Origin of the sequence: Escherichia sp. TW09308, from assembly GCF_000208565.1 — a bacterium.
Lineage (GTDB): Bacteria > Pseudomonadota > Gammaproteobacteria > Enterobacterales > Enterobacteriaceae > Escherichia > Escherichia marmotae.
On record NZ_AEME01000001.1, the window covers coordinates 4,794,268 to 4,809,826 of the forward strand.

19 protein-coding genes and 2 pseudogenes are annotated in these 15,559 nt (G+C 44.1%); 7 read left to right on the forward strand and 14 right to left on the reverse strand.

Annotated features, from left to right (window positions below; all coding sequences use genetic code 11):
- Positions 1-15 precede the first annotated feature (15 nt).
- From ESM_RS0123490 to ESM_RS0123525, 8 genes and pseudogenes are all read right to left on the reverse strand, one after another.
- Positions 16-405: a RusA family crossover junction endodeoxyribonuclease gene (locus tag ESM_RS0123490; protein WP_000767114.1), complete on the reverse strand. Its 390-nt coding sequence runs from the start codon at positions 403-405 to the stop codon at positions 16-18.
- Positions 402-728, reverse strand: a complete 327-nt coding sequence (locus ESM_RS0123495; RefSeq protein WP_000210154.1) for a LexA family transcriptional regulator — start codon at positions 726-728, stop codon at positions 402-404. The genes ESM_RS0123490 and ESM_RS0123495 overlap by 4 nt, the downstream gene beginning before the upstream one ends.
- Positions 725-1,377, reverse strand: a pseudogene (locus ESM_RS01000000125840) (phage N-6-adenine-methyltransferase). The gene ESM_RS0123495 and the pseudogene ESM_RS01000000125840 overlap by 4 nt, the downstream one beginning before the upstream one ends.
- Positions 1,377-1,871, reverse strand: coding sequence for a PerC family transcriptional regulator (locus ESM_RS0123505; protein ID WP_001305611.1), 495 nt, complete (start codon positions 1,869-1,871; stop codon positions 1,377-1,379). The pseudogene ESM_RS01000000125840 and the gene ESM_RS0123505 overlap by 1 nt, the downstream one beginning before the upstream one ends.
- Positions 1,868-2,809, reverse strand: coding sequence for a helix-turn-helix domain-containing protein (locus ESM_RS0123510; RefSeq protein WP_000104954.1), 942 nt, complete (start codon positions 2,807-2,809; stop codon positions 1,868-1,870). Before ESM_RS0123510 ends, ESM_RS0123505 begins: the two co-directional genes overlap by 4 nt.
- Positions 2,799-2,978: a DUF4222 domain-containing protein gene (locus tag ESM_RS1000000127515; protein ID WP_001250269.1), complete on the reverse strand. Its 180-nt coding sequence runs from the start codon at positions 2,976-2,978 to the stop codon at positions 2,799-2,801. Before ESM_RS1000000127515 ends, ESM_RS0123510 begins: the two co-directional genes overlap by 11 nt.
- A gap of 175 nt (positions 2,979-3,153) precedes the next feature.
- Positions 3,154-3,705, reverse strand: a complete 552-nt coding sequence (gene ymfL, locus ESM_RS0123520; RefSeq protein ID WP_001434539.1) for a protein YmfL — start codon at positions 3,703-3,705, stop codon at positions 3,154-3,156.
- Between the two features lie 37 nt (positions 3,706-3,742).
- Positions 3,743-3,943, reverse strand: coding sequence for a Cro/CI family transcriptional regulator (locus ESM_RS0123525; protein ID WP_000205494.1), 201 nt, complete (start codon positions 3,941-3,943; stop codon positions 3,743-3,745).
- A 97-nt stretch (positions 3,944-4,040) separates the two neighbouring features.
- Between ESM_RS0123525 and ESM_RS0123530 the strand changes: the two genes are divergently transcribed.
- Both ESM_RS0123530 and ESM_RS1000000127520 read left to right on the forward strand, forming a co-directional pair.
- Entirely contained in the window at positions 4,041-4,667 is a 627-nt protein-coding gene (locus tag ESM_RS0123530) for a LexA family protein (RefSeq protein WP_000450735.1), read from the forward strand.
- A gap of 206 nt (positions 4,668-4,873) precedes the next feature.
- The gene (locus tag ESM_RS1000000127520; RefSeq protein WP_021563905.1) at positions 4,874-5,149 is read left to right on the forward strand and encodes a hypothetical protein; all 276 of its coding nucleotides are present in this window, start codon (positions 4,874-4,876) and stop codon (positions 5,147-5,149) included.
- 152 nt (positions 5,150-5,301) lie between these two features.
- Here the strand turns inward: ESM_RS1000000127520 and ESM_RS0123540 are convergent, their stop codons facing one another.
- Complete coding sequence (locus ESM_RS0123540; protein WP_000175366.1) at positions 5,302-6,135, reverse strand: K88 minor fimbrial subunit faeH; 834 nt, start codon at positions 6,133-6,135, stop codon at positions 5,302-5,304.
- Between the two features lie 106 nt (positions 6,136-6,241).
- On the reverse strand, positions 6,242-7,087 hold the full coding sequence (locus ESM_RS0123545; protein WP_000751758.1) for a hypothetical protein: 846 nt from the start codon (positions 7,085-7,087) through the stop codon (positions 6,242-6,244).
- A gap of 302 nt (positions 7,088-7,389) precedes the next feature.
- Here ESM_RS0123545 and ESM_RS1000000127525 point away from each other — a divergent pair, with 302 nt between their 5' ends.
- The 3 genes from ESM_RS1000000127525 to ESM_RS0123555 are packed head-to-tail and all read left to right on the forward strand — an operon-like array spanning position 7,390 to position 9,511.
- Positions 7,390-8,130: a hypothetical protein gene (locus ESM_RS1000000127525; RefSeq protein WP_411910867.1), complete on the forward strand. Its 741-nt coding sequence runs from the start codon at positions 7,390-7,392 to the stop codon at positions 8,128-8,130.
- Between the two features lie 41 nt (positions 8,131-8,171).
- Complete coding sequence (locus ESM_RS1000000127530) at positions 8,172-8,378, forward strand: hypothetical protein (RefSeq protein ID WP_001331174.1); 207 nt, start codon at positions 8,172-8,174, stop codon at positions 8,376-8,378.
- Complete coding sequence (locus ESM_RS0123555; RefSeq protein WP_000531804.1) at positions 8,339-9,511, forward strand: site-specific integrase; 1,173 nt, start codon at positions 8,339-8,341, stop codon at positions 9,509-9,511. Before ESM_RS1000000127530 ends, ESM_RS0123555 begins: the two co-directional genes overlap by 40 nt.
- Here the strand turns inward: ESM_RS0123555 and ESM_RS0123560 are convergent.
- From ESM_RS0123560 to ESM_RS0123570, 3 genes are read right to left on the reverse strand one after another with little or no spacing between them, the layout of a single operon-like run.
- Positions 9,503-10,102: a hypothetical protein gene (locus ESM_RS0123560; RefSeq protein ID WP_000060412.1), complete on the reverse strand. Its 600-nt coding sequence runs from the start codon at positions 10,100-10,102 to the stop codon at positions 9,503-9,505. The genes ESM_RS0123555 and ESM_RS0123560 overlap by 9 nt on opposite strands.
- A gap of 28 nt (positions 10,103-10,130) precedes the next feature.
- Entirely contained in the window at positions 10,131-10,457 is a 327-nt protein-coding gene (locus tag ESM_RS0123565; protein WP_001244589.1) for an STAS-like domain-containing protein, read from the reverse strand.
- A gap of 4 nt (positions 10,458-10,461) precedes the next feature.
- Positions 10,462-11,373 carry a hypothetical protein gene (locus tag ESM_RS0123570; protein ID WP_000154254.1) on the reverse strand — a complete coding sequence of 304 codons (912 nt, stop codon included), beginning with the start codon at positions 11,371-11,373 and terminating at the stop codon, positions 10,462-10,464.
- A 368-nt stretch (positions 11,374-11,741) separates the two neighbouring features.
- Between ESM_RS0123570 and ESM_RS0123575 the strand changes: the two genes are divergently transcribed.
- Positions 11,742-12,950, forward strand: coding sequence for an integrase domain-containing protein (locus tag ESM_RS0123575; RefSeq protein WP_000124726.1), 1,209 nt, complete (start codon positions 11,742-11,744; stop codon positions 12,948-12,950).
- Positions 12,951-12,953: 3 nt separating this feature from the next.
- Positions 12,954-14,912 carry an NACHT domain-containing protein gene (locus ESM_RS0123580; RefSeq protein WP_001183326.1) on the forward strand — a complete coding sequence of 653 codons (1,959 nt, stop codon included), beginning with the start codon at positions 12,954-12,956 and terminating at the stop codon, positions 14,910-14,912.
- Between the two features lie 217 nt (positions 14,913-15,129).
- Here ESM_RS0123580 and ESM_RS01000000125845 read toward each other — a convergent pair.
- Positions 15,130-15,559, reverse strand: a pseudogene (locus ESM_RS01000000125845) (phage polarity suppression protein); the annotation flags it as partial.

Consider the following 15,559-nt stretch of genomic DNA (forward strand, 5'->3'; position numbering starts at 1 on the left):
CGTTTCTCCTCTTAATCAGGCGGCTGCACCCGCCGTTTTCTCGTACTTACTGATAGTGATCTCGACCTTCCCTCCCGGGATAACCGGTCCCCACTCCACCAGCATTCTTTTCACCTGACTGTCGTCTTCCCACACACCCGCGTGGGTCAGGGCGTCAAACAGCGCCTTGTTATAGTTGTCCAGATCGCGGATCCGGTTATCCGGAGGAAACAACACGATCTCCACTGAAGCAGGTGCCGACGTTGGTTTCGGCAGACGACGTAACTGCTCAACTATTGCTGCGCACGCCGCGCTCTGGAATTTTCGCCCCGCCGCGCTTATCAGACTCTTACCAGCAAACGCCCCTTTGTTGGGGTGTCGCCAGTACGTGTTCACGCTGGGCGGGAAAGGCAAGATCAGCTTCATACTTTCAGGCCTCTCTCATGTAACCAGTGGGCTGCACGCAGCCTGGCGTTTTCCTCACCGGCAAGCAGTGCGCGGATAATCCCGACCGCCTCGCTGTCGTCGTCCTTCACCGCGGTATGAAGCGTTATCCCCCGGGCCACGCCACGCTTTATCGTGATGACGCCTTTTTTCTCCAGTGCACGAAGATGCTCTACCGCTGCATTCACTGAACGGTATCCCAGCATGGTTGCCACCTCCTGATTGGTTGGCGGAAAGCCACGCTCTTTCTGGTAAGAAATCAGCATATCCAGCACCTGCTGCTGGCATTGAGTTAACGTCGTCATGCCGCCATCTCCCTGACCAGTTTTTCCGCCTGCTGGCGAACCTGCACCAGAAAGGCTTCACCACATGCCTCAAGTTCATCGCGCCCGATGTAGCTGATTGCCGGTCCCTTCCAGGTCTTGTCGAAAACAGCAATAGCACCAGCGAAGAAAGCGCCTGTCGGCACCTGCTTCTCATCCTTCGGGATAAACCAGGCAGGCAGTTCAAAACCAATACGCCCGCGAATAAAAGCAATATGGTCCGCATCTTCCGGCCACCACACTTCGCTGGTGGCAGCTTTGATCAGGAAAACATAGCGCCCGCCCTTATCACGCATGGCACTGGCATGTTTCATGATGTAACGCATGCCGGTGATGTATTGCCCCTCATGCTGACTGGCGCGGCTGTATGGGGGATTACCAAAGGCAGCACCTTTAAGCTCCGCAAGACGTTCTGACCAGTCATGCGCCAGCGCGTTATCTTCCGCCGTGTAATACGCGGCACATTTGGCGTTATCACCGTCAGTAAACAGATCCAGAACAAACGGGCCAAACAGGGTGTTAATTCCCCAGAAAATGTTGTCCGGGTGCGCCACTGATCGCCCACTTCCTTCAGTTCATGGGCTGGTTTGTTCCGCAGTTCCACCAGCGCCTGGCAATATTTATTACTCATTAAGCCCCCACGTAATTCCCTGACAGATACCACTCTTCACCCGATGCAGCGCGCTTGCTGCTTTTCCGTAAGCACCGCTCACGACGCGCCAGAAAATTGTTTCGTTCTGGCTGGGAGTGGCTTTCACGGAATGCCGCCATCCACACGGTTGCAGCACGACGGTATAAGCCCCTGGACTCCAGTTCTTCAGCCTGGCGGGTCAGGCACAAAATCACCCGTGGATCGTTAGTGCCGACATAGAAATTGCGCACAGGTCTGGTTTCTCGAACTGGTTGTGGTTCCGGTTCCTGCGCTCTCTCAGTCAGGCGCGGGAAATGTCTGCGTGTATCTCCTTCACAACGGTGAGCCACACGCCCACTCTGACGTAACTTGCTTGCTGACTGCAGAACGCGCTGCCGTGAGTAACCTGCAAAAGCATCCGCAATATCTCCGGAAGTACATCCCGGATGGGCTTCAATGAATTTCTGAACTTCATTCAAAAGACTCATGATCACCCCCTGAATCCTGCCGGGATCTGGCTGTAGTCCACGTTGTCGTAACTGGATTTGAAGTACGGGTCTTCGCGTTTTTCGGTGTACGTGCTGACGGACGGTGATAAGCGCAGGGAAAGCTCATCCCATTTTTCCCGCAACTTCGACGGGCTGAGCACGTTACGGCACCAGAACGGATCGCGGCTGACGCGGCTGTACATCTCGCAGATTTGTTTGTGAGTACGACCATCCTGCACACACATCAGGCGAATTTCGTTTGCCCAGGCTGTCCAGTTCGGTTCTTTGGGACGAACCACCTCGCCGTCACATTCGGCGGCTTGCTCGTACAGGGCGATGATTTTTTTCCAGAGCCACTGTGCGCAGGTCAAATCATCCTGCGTTCCCCACTGGCGCTTTTTAGGGCTGAATACAACCGCATCAGGATGGCGAGTTAAAAAATCCTGTTCATCCGTCTGCGTGTCCGGTTGCGAAGCGTCCGGACGAGAAGGTTTTTTATCTGACGGATCATGTTTTGATTTTACTGACGGATCCCCGCCAGATTCTGACGGGTGAAAACCCGCTTTTTTGCCAGATTTCGACGCATCAAATTTTGACGGGTCAGATTTTGATGCGTCAGATTTTGACGGGTCAGAATCTGACAGTTGAGAAAATGCCGCTGCCTGAAGCTTCGCAACGTTAAGCTGATAAACATTCGACGCATTGCGGTTACCCTGGCGACGCGCCTTACGCGTTAACCAGCCTTCTGCTTCCAGCCGTGCGATAGCCGTCCTGACGGTACTCATCCCCGCGCCAATCTGACGGGCAATAGTTTCAATTGATGGCCAGCACACACCTTCGTCATTACTGAAATCAGCCAGGCGGGCCATAATTGCCACGCTGGATAATTTCATGCCTGATGCAGCGCAACCATCCCATACATAGCCGGTTAATTTAGTGCTCATGACCGACCTCTATTTCCCTGAATTTACGACGAAACTGTTCGAGCGGGCTGAAGCACTCATGCTCATAGCCTTCGCGGAGGTAGATAACTCGTTGTGTTTCCGGCTCCCAACGAATGACTCTGACGGGCACTCCGTAGTGATCTTTGAACCAGCGGTTAACTTGTCGCAAAGGACTGTCTCCTTCTGCCGGTTGAAATCACCCACAGCCCACTCAGCAAAGCTGTGGGTTACAATTTCCCTGTCACCTGGTACATTAACTGCATAGCAATACTCCACCTTCGCTTTTCCACCCGGTACAGGAAGCGCAATCAGTTGCGAGCGACGGTAGTGTGTTGTTAAACTGTTCATGCGTTAGTTTCTCCACAGTCACGACACGCCACGGCGCCCGGAGCTGCACACTCGCGGGCGTCATTACTTTCTGAAATGCAAAAGATTTTGTAGACCAGTGCTGCATGCTCCTGCAGCTTCGAAATTGAGAGATACAGCTCGTCGTTAATTGCTGTCTTCTCATGCGGTTCCACCACACCGTCTTCGATTGCCGAACGAATCTGTCTGGAATAACTGCCAATCTGTTCAATGACTTCCAGCAGGCGCTGGTTAATATCGGCGTTGTCCACATCCTCGACGTCAGGAAGAGACACAAAGACGCCATTTGCAGACTGCGCCACAGCGTCAGCAATGAAGTGAGTTCCACCAGCACGTTGCAAAATCATTGCCCATCCCAGCGGGAAAATCTGATCGCCATCGGCACGAAGGCGGTTAAATAATGCGTTTTCTGTTACATCCAGCCAGTCAGCTGCTTCAGCGTAACCACCCGGCAACGCTGCGATAGTTTTTCTGACAGCTTTCACGTACCACTCAGGCTGTTTTTCTACTTTCCAGTGATGCTTACCCACGGTTAGCCTCATCGTTCTGTGGTTTCTGTTAATCGATTTATCCATTAGATTTTTCATAAAGCTCAGGTTTAAATGGCAACCGTCCGCAAGTTCTATATGCAGCTTCTGCTGCACGTCCTTTTGGAATTAACTGGCCCGGACGGTTTCGCCACTGATAAACGGCTTCAGTTGTTATGCCGAAAAAAGCAGCAACTTTCTCAATACTGCCGAAGTAGCTTTCGATATCGTCAGTTGTCATACGCCCTCCAAACTAAGTTTTATTAGATGCTAATTACAAATCTATCTTTGGTCAATAAAAACTAAGATTACTTAGCAATTCAAGAAATGGTGCTCCTATGGAAACGGTTGGTCAGCGTATAAAAGCTCTGAGAAGAGTTACCGGAACGTCCCAGAAAGAATTGGGTAAATTTTGTGGAGTAAGCGACGTTGCTGTGGGGTACTGGGAGAAAGACATCAATACCCCTGGTGGGGAGGCACTTTCGAAATTAGCGAAGTTCTTCAATACGTCAATAGATTACATTCTTTATGGTGCTGAGTTTGAAGGCAAACTCGTCACAAACATGCGCAGAGTTCCTGTAATATCGTGGGTTCAGGCTGGGCAGTTTACTGAGTGCAGGGCAGCAGAAGTGTTTAGTGAAGTGGACAAGTGGGTAGATACATCATTAAAGATTGGTGATAACTCATTTGCATTAGAGGTTAAAGGTGACTCCATGACTAACCCTAATGGCCTCCCAACAATACCAGAAGGCGCAACAGTGATTGTAGATCCAGATGCAGAACCTCGTCATGGAAAAATAGTCATCGCTCGACTTGATGGAACAAACGAAGCTACAGTAAAAAAATTAGTCATCGATGGCCCTCAAAAGTTTTTAGTGCCATTAAATCCTCGGTATCCCAACATCCCTATCAATGGTAATTGCCTTATCATTGGTGTAGTCAAAGGAGTTCAATACGAACTCTAAGACCTCTCTTCTCTAACTAAGGCACCGAACTAAGAAAAGTTTGGTGTTTTCTCTTGCCATAATAACTAAGTTAAGTTAGATTTTATATCAAAGATAACGAACAGGCAGGACGCCCACGAAGTAGCCGCCTGGGGCATATGAAGTCCAGGATGATTCGTTGAGTCATGTTGTGCCACCAGGCACTCATGTTAAAGCAGGTGTATGAAATGAAAGTCCAGATTTTAAACAATAACTGTGAAGTCGTTTGGTCATACGACATAGCCGCCCCTGTAGATCAGAGCGGCGATAGCTGGACCAATGGGAAACATCAGATTATGGCTGGAGTTGTGTTCTCTTTACGCCGTGCTTTGGAACAGGCTGAAGTATTTCCATCAGACCCTGAATGGAAATGGCCTTTTTCTATTTGTCCAAATTCGGAGAGCACATTTCAGAAAATTGGTCAGAAAGTCGCACTCGAAGAGCATCAGCCAACTGTTTCCTGATTTTTTCAGGTAACTCGTCGGCATCGCAGAAACAACAACGCTCGATCATGTTGAAAGCCGATTCGTAGAACTGTTTCTGCTGAGTGTCGCTGAGACAGGAAAAGAGCGACGTTACGATGATTTTATTAATTGCATTATCAAGTTCTTTTTCATCAAAAGTCATTTGATTTTCCTTTTATGTATACGGGCTTAAAAGGATACCACCGAGCCTGAAGTGGTGAAAATACAGGCACATAACAGCTAAGTATTTTCAACCAAAGAGAATCCTTAGCCACTACAGAGGCATATGCCGCAGCCAGATTCATCACCCGCCCGTCAGCCAGTACCCCCTGACTGATAACCTGTCCGTTATCCACCGCATTCATGCCATTTCCAAAATTCTGATTCATCAGTAATAAGGCAGACAGACGGTTCTTCAGCCCCTGTGGCAGACTTCCCGGCTGTACATCCGTCACACTTTGTCCACTTACCAGCGACATACCGGCCGGTACGGATACCCCGTCTTCCTGTCGACCGGCACTGACTGCCATCCCCTGATTCAGGGTAAAAGAAAGCTGTCCCGACACATTTCCCGTTTCCGGGTCACGCACCGGGACAGAGGCGCGGAAACGTTGCGCCGTGGTGCCACTGCCTTCCTTTACGGTAAAAGGCTGTCCGTTACTGCTGAAGGTAATAAATGGCGTGAACCCGGGACCACCGCGCTCTGCCACCTCATGCAGATGCCCCTCCAGAAACGGCAGAGCCCCTTTATCACGCAAATTAAAAACCAGTTGCCCGTTCTCTGTACGTGCATCGGCAGTATCCACTGCCCAGGTCTGGTCGGGTGAACTTATCTGCCAGGTCCATTTGGGGGCTTCGTCAGTGACAAAACCGTTAAACTGTACTTCGCCACCGTCAAGAATAGATGAATGAGAATTTGGTAGATATAACAGTGATGCCAGTATAAGAGTTGAAAACAAATACCCGTATTTATTTCTTAGCGTCATTATTACGCCCCCCTATCTGGATATTAATCTGTAAACAGATCTGTTCCGTCACTTTCCCGTAAATTATCCCCCGGAGTTTTCACCCCGGGGTTGTATCAATTAAAAATTACTGATAAGTAACAGAAATATTCAGCGGTGCTTTCCATACAGTTGTTTGCGTTACCGGGTTTGTGAAAGTCAATTCGAGAGTTTGACCAGACTTAATCCCCATTGCATAAGTAGCAGATGCACCTCTCCCGGTCATGTCTGAAGACTGAGCGTATGTTGAAGCTGCGATATTGATAATCGTCGGATCAAACGCGGCCAGCTGATTCAACATATCTACAGCTTCAAGCCCCCCCATAGATCGAGCAAAGTTTATCGCATTCATCCCATGATTGATAGCACCTTCTGCAATCGTTGGGACGCCGCCGTGGAAAATATCATTTGAAGTGTCAGCAATAATAGAAGCAGCTACCCCACGTTGCCGTGCCGCATCAGCCGCCATACGAGCACCAGCAGCAGTCATGTTCACTTTTGCCTGACCAATCGGAGATGATTGAGCATCAATAACTGGAATCTCTAAATAGCCAGTACCTGCATTACCTACATTGTCAAATACCGGAGTGATCTTTCCTTTTTGATAGTCAGAGAACGCAATTTGAGGAATTGCTAAGCTGGTAGCATCAGTTGCCATAAATGCTTCATTAGTTTTACCCAGCAAAATAGCGGCATTCTGAGCTGCAGTAATCACTAATTTTTTGCCGCCATCAGTCATTTCTTTTACATTACTATCAAAAGCGCCTAAACTTGTTCCTGTTTTCCAGGCCCACTTCTGCGCAAAGTTATCACCAACAGTAACACTGCCGCCAATATCAACGGAATCGTTAAAGTTACCGTTAGTCCATGCCATGGCAGAACCAGATACTGCAGCAGAGGCAGCCACAGCCAGTGCAATCAGAGTCTTTTTCATAAAATAATTTCCTTGATATTTCATAAATAATAAACTGAAATCGGTAATCCTTATTTTTCTGAGTCGTAAAAATCAGCACGTACGAATTCAAACTCTGCCATAAAAGAACATATAAGTAATTTATTAACATATAGATATAGGTTATATTACAAATTGAAAAATTATTGGAGAGCAACAATGAATCAAAATCCATTCTCATTCTATGACTTTCTTGGATATTTAATACCAGGTGGTTTTTTATCCTATTAATGTATTTCTGTGGTTTGACATTCGATCTAGATATTGTTATTGACTTAAGTGAATTGCTCAGAGGTCAAAGTCAAATCTTTGGCATTTTGAACTACGCTTCAATAGTTATTATATCTTATATAGCTGGACATTTTATTTCTATCACATCAGCATTTTTTATCGAAAAATACATGAATAAAGAATTAGGATATCCTTCCAAATATCTATTTAAAAAATTGATAGATACCTCAGAAAGCATTTGTAGCCCATCATGCGATGAGAGAAGCGCTGATAAAAAAACAAAAATAAAGAATCGCATAATCAAATGCGTATTATGTCCAATAATACTATGGGATTTTATAACACAAAAACTATGTTATTCTCAATCTCTACCATTTCATTTAGCTAATACAACATGGTTAATGATCAAAGAAGGTTATGAGAAAAAGTTCATAACAAATCGCCAATTATTACAAGATAAAAACGGACTTGATGATGATCTCTTCAGATTGGCATATCATTATGTTTATGAGTTTTCAAAACAACATCAAACAAAAATTCAAAACTATGTTGCATTATATGGTTTTTGCAGAAACATATGTTTAATCTTTATAATTTCATTTTGGGTATCAGTTCCAACCTTTATTTATCGATTATGTACTCATAGTGATTATCTTTATAGTTTACTTTCAATAATGCTTAGCTTTTTCTTCGTCTATGTTTTCTATGTTGGTTTTGTTAAATTTTATAGAAGATATACTTTAGAAGTATTAATGGCATTTGCTGTACTTCAAAGTAACGACACTATTCGTTAATAATGTTGCTCCCGTGTGCAGACGGGATAATGGAGAAACGTATGCTGAACCTCGATTGTGTTCCTATCTCAACTTATTGCAAAGAAACTGGCGAAACTCCTGAAGCAATAAACAAACGTGTACAGCGCGGTGTTTGGCGTGAAGGTGTTCAGGTTTTAAAGGTTGAAGGCGTTAAGGAGAGGTGGATTGATCTTAGTGAGGTTGCAAAATGGGCCAGACAAAACTGCTCAAACTACCGCGCGGCGTAACAATCAGGAAACACCGCCAGGGAGAAACGATCAATATAACTTTCACCTACAAAGGAGTTAGATGTCGTGAGCCGCTTTCCAATCTGGAAGTAACACCAAAGAACATTAAATACGCCGAGCGTACACTCGGCGAAATCCATAATAAGATCGAAAGGGGAACATTCATTTATGCAGAATATTTTCCCCGTTCTGCTCGTTTGAAAATTTTTGGTAATGCTGCTGCAAGCAAAACGGTAAAGATGTACCTGGACGAATATCTTGAAATCTGCGAAACAAGAAAACTTTCACCCTCTACGATTGGTGGCTATAAAAAATGCCGTAGTGCGTTAGCCTCACTTCACATTTGCCCTGCAAGTGAATTAACACCAGCAACCCTGAAAGCGTGGATTCAAAGCCAGAAAACAACCTTAAAAACCATTCGCAACCAGTTATCTTTCCTACGGTCAGCACTTGATGAAGCCGTGACCGATGGGGTACTTCAAATTAACCCCGTATCGTTAGTAACAGCTTCGCGCTACCAAAGTGATAAGTCAGAAGCAGAAAGCAGCTATGTGGTTGATCCGCTATCACCAGCAGAAGTTGATGCATTACTAGCAGCAGCCGGAAACAAACAATGGGAAAATCTGTTCCGGTTCGCCATACATACAGGCCTGCGTAGTTCTGAATTATGTGCCTTACGATGGCATGATATCGACTTTGTTGGAAAAACAGCCCATGTTCAGAGCGCAAGTGTTGTCGGAGTTATCAAAGGAACAAAGACAAAAGCCGGTACCCGTAAAGTTGAACTGACTGAAGAAGCAATGTTGGCGTTGATAAACCAGAAGCCATTTACATTCATGAAGGATGCTACTGTCTTTGAAGATCCAAAGACCAATAAACCCTGGGCAAGTGCTGATGCAATTAGGAAAAAAGCATGGGTGCCAACATTGCGAAAAGCAGGTATTCGTTACAGAAACCCATATCAAACCAGGCATACATTCGCCACCAGCCATATCAGCCGGGGAGCAAACCTGTTTTGGCTTGCGGCTCAAATGGGCCATAAAGGGCCTGAAATGTTATTCAGGCACTATGGACAATACTTGAAAGAGTATGATGGGAGGGCAAGTATCAAGGATAAAAAGGCTTTATTTTAAGTCATTATGCCAATCGTCTACTGTTTGAAACCAAATTTTTAACCTTTGCATAAAGGTACGATCCTTTTTGGGAGGGTGGTACCTTTGAAAAGAAGTATGTAACGCTTCGATAACTCCCATACAAGCATCAATTACTTCTTGTGCTTTAACCGGGCGATCGGCATCTGAAAGCTTGTGAGCGACCTCACAATCCAGAGTTGCTTTCTCTAGTACAGATGAGAACACCTCGTCAGGTATATACAGTCCTCTGCTTTCCAAAATGCAAATCAGTTTGGAAACTTGTTGAGCTTTAGCCAAGATAGTTAACAAGTATGAAACAGAAGCCTTTGTTCTATCCTTTTGCAACCTTAACAATCGATGCTTTGATGCTCTAATTTTAGGTTGAGTTGTCTGACTGAGCCAATAGTTAGAAGAAATATCAGAAATTTCAATAACTAACTTTGAAATAGCATCAATAATTGATTTCGATTCAGAACGTGTCGCCAGTTTTACAGAATTATTGTACGCAACTCGCCATCCAATGAAAACTAAGCAGACGCTAACTACTGTGATACACCACGAATACTGTCCTATTTGTGCTACTAATGACATTGGTTCCGTACTGATCAACTATCGCCTCTTATACTCTTTCTGGTTGTGCTAAATCAATAAATTTATCAATCTGTTCTTTGTAGAACGGAACATCACTTTTTATAATCAAACGTGCTTTAACGTTGGCTTTAGGTATCCCTTCCTTACGGATGAGACCTCCAAACGCCTCTTCTAAGAAAGAGGAACCAACACCCAGTGCTATACCGCGAAAATCAACCACAATCTCCTGTTCAGTACCCTTCAGCGCAGGCACCAAAAACTCTCTACGAAATCTTTCCGCACTGTGTGGGCTATCCGTTGTGTAACGTCCGAAAGGTGTTCTGGAGAACTCCTTCGCTATGACGATATTTCTCATAAAATCATCTCCTGGGAACCAGCGACCATTGTAGTAAAGTACCCGGTATGTACTCAGCTAGCTTCTCACATCGAGGACTACTGTCATTAGAATTATAGCTATAACGAGCCCTTCCTGTTAGTATCAGAAGTGTCTCATTATCCTCACAACCTGCCCCAATAGGTCTCTTGATATCTTCAGAGCCATTTCCCCGTCCGGAACCAACAAAGCGGGATTCCCCTACTAACATAGCTCTTTCCACAGAAGATACTTCGTTTTGAATGCTATGACCATCACCATTAGGCACGAAACTTCTATAAATCCCCAATCCAAGGTCACAAACGATAAAAACGACTTTATTTTCATCACGATTGAACCAAGCGCACTGCCACCATCGTTTACCTTTGAGAAGCTGAATATCTGACTCGAACCCCTCATCTTCATACGCATGATGAGAAACATTGAGCAAAGCTTCACTAATCGCTGTCAGCAGTAAGCCTAACTGTTCATTATTAAGCAGAGCACTTTTCTGCAGCATGAGTACTGTTTCAACAATATGCTCGTAAGGTTCGACAGCTGACTGAAAGTATCGTTCCTCCCTCGTAAGTGCATTCAGTTTCTCTTCTGTGCCAGCAAGCAAAGCACGAGCAAGTCCAGTACCAACGATCCATCTATGCCCAGATGGGTTATCATCCTTTTTAGGCCATTTAAAACGTATAAAATTAGGGTCCCGGGTTAAAAATTGAGCTCTATTTACTATGGCAAAGAACAGTACCGATGCCGCAGCTGAGGCAAATTTTACCTTGGACAAATCAACTATAACTCGACCTTTATTTTTTACTCCAATCGATTCAATCGAGTTGATGAAGTTCAATGTCCCAGCCCTAGAATCATCTGAGTAAATGCAAAATTTGCTTGGGGGTACCAGTATGGTCATAGCGATGTCATTCTTATACGATGGATTTATAGATTATCTACTATTCATAGTTGGTTATGAAGACTGGGATATAACAGTAAAAGATACGTGTAAGATCCGCAAGATAGTTGATGTCGAAAAAAATCATTAATTACATCAAGTTAGTGATATTTGGACTCGGGTTCAACTCCCGCCAGCTCCACCACTTGCTCTTCCGGATACGTCCGGAGAAATCCTGAAAGCCCGCATGGCACAAGCTCTGCGGGCTTTTTTGTGTCTACCGTTGTCCGAGGATATCCAGCTAAATCCAGTGATTATTGGTATACGTTTAGGTATACGGTAGGATGTTTACCTAAACGCGTATACCAATTAATGAAGGAGCGGCCACAGTGGCAAGAACGACACGCCCCCTGACCAGCACAGAAGTTCTGCGCGCTAGAGCGTTAGAAAAGGATCTAACGTTACATGATGGCGATGGTCTTTTTCTGCTCGTTAAAACGAACGGTAAGAAGTTGTGGCGTTTCCGTTATCAACGTCCAGCAACAAAACAGCGGACAATGATGGGGCTTGGTGCTTTCCCCGCCCTTTCACTTGCTGATGCTCGACGGTTAAGAGCGGATTACCTTGCTTTGTTAGCCAACGGAATTGACCCGCAAATTCAGGCCGAAGTTGCAGAGGAACAGCAGCAAATCGCTCTGGACAGTATTTTTTCAACGGTCGCCGCTAACTGGTTCCAGCTCAAAAGCAAAAGCGTTACACCTGATTACGCTAAAGATATATGGCGGTCACTGGAAAAAGACGTATTCCCTGTCATCGGGGAGATCCCTGTCCAGCAAATCAAAGCCCGAACACTAGTTGAAACCCTTGAGCCAATCAAAGCACGTGGGGCGCTAGAGACTGTACGTCGACTGGTGCAGCGTATTAACGAAATCATGATCTACGCCGTCAACACTGGCCTGATTGATGCAAACCCGGCATCTGGTATTGGTATGGCATTTGAGAAACCCAAAAAGCAACACATGCCAACGCTACGACCTGAAGAATTACCAAAACTCATGCGCTCTTTGGTGATGTCGAACCTCTCTGTTTCGACTCGCTGTCTAATTGAGTGGCAGCTTCTGACCCTTGTGCGCCCTTCTGAAGCTTCCGGTGCTCGTTGGGCAGAGATCGATCTTGACGCAAAGCTCTGGACTATTCCAGCCGAACGGATGAAAGCTAAGCGGGAACACATTGTTCCTTTATCACCTCAGGCAATAGAGATTCTGGAGGTAATGAAACCAATCAGTGCTCATCGTGAACATGTTTTTCCCAGTAGAAATGACCCAAAACAGCCAATGAATAGCCAAACTGCTAATGCTGCTTTAAAACGTATTGGTTATGGCGGGAAGCTGGTTGCTCATGGTCTACGTTCAATAGCAAGTACAGCCATGAATGAAAGAGGTTTTAACCCAGATGTCATTGAAGCTGCTTTAGCGCACTCTGACAAAAACGAAGTTAGAAGAGCATATAACCGCTCAACATATTTACATGCCAGAATCGATTTAATGAACTGGTGGGGACTTAAGGTCAAAAATTTAAACGTAGAAAATAAGGTATAATTCATGCAACCAGTATCTCTTGATGTATTAGTCTCTGCATCCCTTCCATGGGCAAAGGAGGTTATTAAGAATAAAATATTACCTATCATAGAAAGTAGTGTTCGTAATTATTTAATAGATGTACATGCAGCACGCTTCTTGAATAAAAATCTTGAACGTTTCCTATCAAATGTGAAAGGGCAATGCTCCCTTGTGAATACCTTAGCTTTTCAAAATACTCCAGTAGAGCTTCTAGATATTTATGAGCCAATGAGCATTTATTACGATAATGAAAAAAAACCATACACATGCCTAATAAAAGACAATGCAGATTTATTAGATAATTTCAATCATATATTAATCACTGACTCAGCAGGAATGGGTAAGTCCACCCTAATGAAAAGAATTGCTTTAGATTGCATCGCTAATAAGGAATACATTCCAATATACATTGAATTACGACGTGCTAAAGATTATGATTTTGCGCTACAGGTGAAACATCAACTTGGTTTAGGAGAAGACATTTCAGACAACTGCCTCAAAAAAATCCCTTTTATTTATCTTTTCGATGGCATAGATGAAATCCCACAACAACTCAAATCCAAGATCGTAAATTTACTAAGTACCTTTGCTAATAATTTCTCAGAAAGCAAAATAATTATAACTTCTCGTCATGATAATTTCTTATCAGAACTACATGGTTTCTCAAGATTTAAAATCAACCCATTAGAAACGAATCAAGCGTATGATCTATTACGTCGATATGATGGACGTGGCCCTATTTCATCTCAATTAATTAAAGGATTACGACTGGAGAATGGTCATAATCTAAATGAATTTTTATCCACACCTCTTTATGTTTCATTATTATTTTGTGCATATAAATTCAAACCGATAATACCAAGAAAAAGAGAGTTATTTTATAGCCAAGTATTTGACGCTTTGTATGAGTCTCATGATTTAACTAAAGAACTTGGTTATGTTAGAGAAAAATTTTCTAAGCTAGACTCCACTGACTTCCATCAGGTCTTAAGGAGATTAGGTTTTTGGTGTTTGAAAGACGGAGGTAAAATTGAGTTTACGAAAGACGATCTGCAAATAACATTGCAAAATATCATTTCAAAAATTCCCGGAATATCAACTTCACCATCTCTTTTTATTCAGGACTTAATTGAAACCGTTCCATTATTTGTCAAAGAAGGCGCTATTATTCGTTGGTCACACAAATCATTAATGGAATATTTTGCAGCTATGTTTATCTGTCGTGACACAAAAGAACGCCAAAAAGAAATATTAACAAAGCTATATTACAGCCCTGAATCCATTCGTCACAGAAATTTATTTTCACTTTGTGCTGATATTGATTACTCATCTTTCAGATCAAGTATAATAAAATGCTTGCTTTTAGACTTAAAATCATCTTACGAAGAATTAAAAAATGAGACCGCGCAATTTAATTGCGATACTATAAAAACTAAGGCTGAAATATCATTAGCCGGCAATTCAATAATTTACCTTTTTGATAAAGATAAAGAAAATGAGTTGCTAAATGATTTTTTCAAGGGTGACTTAAGAGCCTTTAATGAACTAAGTGAAAATGGCTCCCACATCATTACCACCATCACAGGGGTTGCCAACCATTGGCTTGTGATAGCACGGGAAAGCACTATCAAGTCGGATATACTAAGTATTTTAAAATCAAGAAAACCTAGTTATTTCCATAAGACACATCGATTCTTCAATACTGATCCAGAGTTGGAGTCAAATATCATGATGGAAGTAGGAAAACAACCCGAAGTTAAATTCAATTTAACTTTAGACTCACTTAAAGACATAAATAAAGATAAAGAAATAAGACTAATCGAATCTTTATTGTCATTTGAAAACACTCCCCAAATAAAGTACGACAGTGCTTTATTTGAGTTAGAGCAAATAAATTGTGATGAGAGCAATGGTATCAATCAGCTACTTGATGGATTTTAAAATCCATACCTATTTAATTCTTATACTGCGCGCAGTGCTTTCCCCGCCTCGCCCGCCCGCTTTGCAGGGCGGTTTTAATGCAGTTGCACTGACACGCTCAGGCCGCGCCGGGAATGGCGTGTTTTGTTGATAATGGGGCGGGAAAACGCATGCAAAGTCATGCACCTTATCGATGCATGGCTTTTTTCAGTAAAAACAAGCGGGTTTTCGGGGAATTTTACACAGACTGACGTGATGCCAGTTGCGCACTTTTACGCGAAAAAATCATGTTCTGCGCAGGGGTGAATTTTTCACGGCTGTCATCCACCGAAGCCGCGTCAGGCCTGAATCCGATGGTCGTTAAAATGTCGCTATCCTGTGCGGAATAATTAATTTTTCCCCCTTCGCAAGCCAGGACAGAAGGGCTTCACGCAGGGCATCTGTGGCACGCTGTATGGCACAGTTTCGGGCAATGGCCGTCAGTTCACTGTAGCCCATCAGCTCCGGTGCCAGTGCGGCCGCCAGTACTGTGCCGTGCTGCTGCATAAAATCATTCAGCCGGTCGCGGATGCTGATGTGCTGAACGGCTTCATGCGAACGAATATAACGACCGGCGGCCTGATTCACCTGCCATTTTCTGACTTCGATAATATTGCGTAATTCGTCCA

What these genes read in the sequence shown, in the direction of transcription:
- ESM_RS0123490 (WP_000767114.1), bottom strand. Translation starts at nt 405, where the DNA reads ATGAAGCTGATCTTGCCTTTCCCGCCCAGCGTGAACACGTACTGGCGA.
- ESM_RS0123495 (WP_000210154.1), bottom strand. Translation starts at nt 728, where the DNA reads ATGACGACGTTAACTCAATGCCAGCAGCAGGTGCTGGATATGCTGATT.
- ESM_RS0123510 (WP_000104954.1), bottom strand. Translation starts at nt 2,809, where the DNA reads ATGAGCACTAAATTAACCGGCTATGTATGGGATGGTTGCGCTGCATCA.
- ESM_RS0123525 (WP_000205494.1), bottom strand. Translation starts at nt 3,943, where the DNA reads ATGACAACTGACGATATCGAAAGCTACTTCGGCAGTATTGAGAAAGTT.
- ESM_RS0123530 (WP_000450735.1), top strand. Translation starts at nt 4,041, where the DNA reads ATGGAAACGGTTGGTCAGCGTATAAAAGCTCTGAGAAGAGTTACCGGA.
- ESM_RS1000000127520 (WP_021563905.1), top strand. Translation starts at nt 4,874, where the DNA reads ATGAAAGTCCAGATTTTAAACAATAACTGTGAAGTCGTTTGGTCATAC.
- ESM_RS0123540 (WP_000175366.1), bottom strand. Translation starts at nt 6,135, where the DNA reads ATGACGCTAAGAAATAAATACGGGTATTTGTTTTCAACTCTTATACTG.
- ESM_RS0123545 (WP_000751758.1), bottom strand. Translation starts at nt 7,087, where the DNA reads ATGAAAAAGACTCTGATTGCACTGGCTGTGGCTGCCTCTGCTGCAGTA.
- ESM_RS1000000127530 (WP_001331174.1), top strand. Translation starts at nt 8,172, where the DNA reads ATGCTGAACCTCGATTGTGTTCCTATCTCAACTTATTGCAAAGAAACT.
- ESM_RS0123555 (WP_000531804.1), top strand. Translation starts at nt 8,339, where the DNA reads ATGGGCCAGACAAAACTGCTCAAACTACCGCGCGGCGTAACAATCAGG.
- ESM_RS0123560 (WP_000060412.1), bottom strand. Translation starts at nt 10,102, where the DNA reads ATGTCATTAGTAGCACAAATAGGACAGTATTCGTGGTGTATCACAGTA.
- ESM_RS0123565 (WP_001244589.1), bottom strand. Translation starts at nt 10,457, where the DNA reads ATGAGAAATATCGTCATAGCGAAGGAGTTCTCCAGAACACCTTTCGGA.
- ESM_RS0123570 (WP_000154254.1), bottom strand. Translation starts at nt 11,373, where the DNA reads ATGACCATACTGGTACCCCCAAGCAAATTTTGCATTTACTCAGATGAT.
- ESM_RS0123580 (WP_001183326.1), top strand. Translation starts at nt 12,954, where the DNA reads ATGCAACCAGTATCTCTTGATGTATTAGTCTCTGCATCCCTTCCATGG.